The sequence below is a fragment of the Mycolicibacterium vinylchloridicum genome, from assembly GCF_013404075.1.
Lineage (GTDB): Bacteria > Actinomycetota > Actinomycetes > Mycobacteriales > Mycobacteriaceae > Mycobacterium > Mycobacterium vinylchloridicum.
The window spans coordinates 1-937 of sequence record NZ_JACBJQ010000197.1 but is presented as its reverse complement, the minus strand read 5'-3'; the positions used below and the strand labels follow the sequence as shown (position 1 = coordinate 937).

The 937-nt window shown below is 67.9% G+C and carries 1 protein-coding gene and 1 pseudogene; both read left to right on the top strand.

Features of this window, described 5'->3' with window-relative positions; translation table 11 throughout:
• Positions 1-489: pseudogene (locus HPC46_RS34545) on the top strand (hypothetical protein); the annotation flags it as partial.
• A gap of 86 nt (positions 490-575) precedes the next feature.
• A complete protein-coding gene (locus tag HPC46_RS34540) occupies positions 576-845 on the top strand; it encodes a hypothetical protein (RefSeq protein WP_005148503.1) in 270 nt (89 codons plus the stop codon).
• The last annotated feature ends 92 nt before the right edge of the window (positions 846-937 follow it).

The following is a 937-nucleotide window of genomic DNA, read 5'->3' as shown; positions in this document are numbered from 1 at the left end:
CAGCAAATCCCGAGCCGATCAGAGCTCACCGACCGAACAGGAGGCCACCCCCGCGGCACTGACCGCCTGAACCATCACATCGAAGAATCACACGACGACGTCGTACACCACGCCCCTGGACTTGACCGGCGACCAGCGGTGATGGTGGGGGCGCTCGCGGTGAGCGCGGCCATCAACCGCCGCCGCAAGGTCGCCGCGCGCCGCGATGCCCAGCCCCGTTGGCGCGACCACCAGAACATCCACGTGTGGAGCACCACCGACCGTCTGATCTGGGACGGCGGCTCTGGACTGGAAAGCCTCTGGTACGGCGATATCGCAGGCTTCTACCCGGAACTGGACACGTGGAGACTGACGTTGGCAACCCACGCCGGACACCCACCGGTGCGGATGCAAGGCCCCGTGGTCCCCCTGCTATCACTGTGGACCGCCACGGCGGTGCTGGGGCAACGGTGGTGGCAGGACCCGCGCCTAGCCGCCCTGCTGCGCTGAATCCCGCCGATGACACCGCCGGAAGGCATTGGCGGTACTTTTCTCGGGCGCCGTATCTGACCTGCTCCGCAGGTAGGATCGGCCTTATGCCCGCGAAAACACACATCGACACCCAGGCCACCGCGGCTGCCCTGGCTGCCGTGGCCGAGCATCGCATGACGGCCATCGCCGGGACAGACATCACGCTCCCGCAGGGCGGGTATGTGGGGGCAACGAACGCCGTCGCCGCGAGCCTCATCACCACCCGGCTGGCCGAGCTGGCCAGCCTGACGGTTGCCGGGGCGGCCGCCGCACAGTGCAGCGTTGCGACCTACGAAGCGACCGAACAAGCGAGCGCAGCCACGCTGACAACGTAAGCGCGCTAAGGGAGGGCACACATGAGCACCGGCACATCAGCCTGGGCACCGCCGACAGGTGGCGTCCCGCCCCAGCCAACCTGTCGCGTATA

Coding starts and splice junctions, on each gene's coding strand:
- HPC46_RS34540 (WP_005148503.1), top strand. CDS start 576: ATGCCCGCGAAAACACACATCGACACCCAGGCCACCGCGGCTGCCCTG.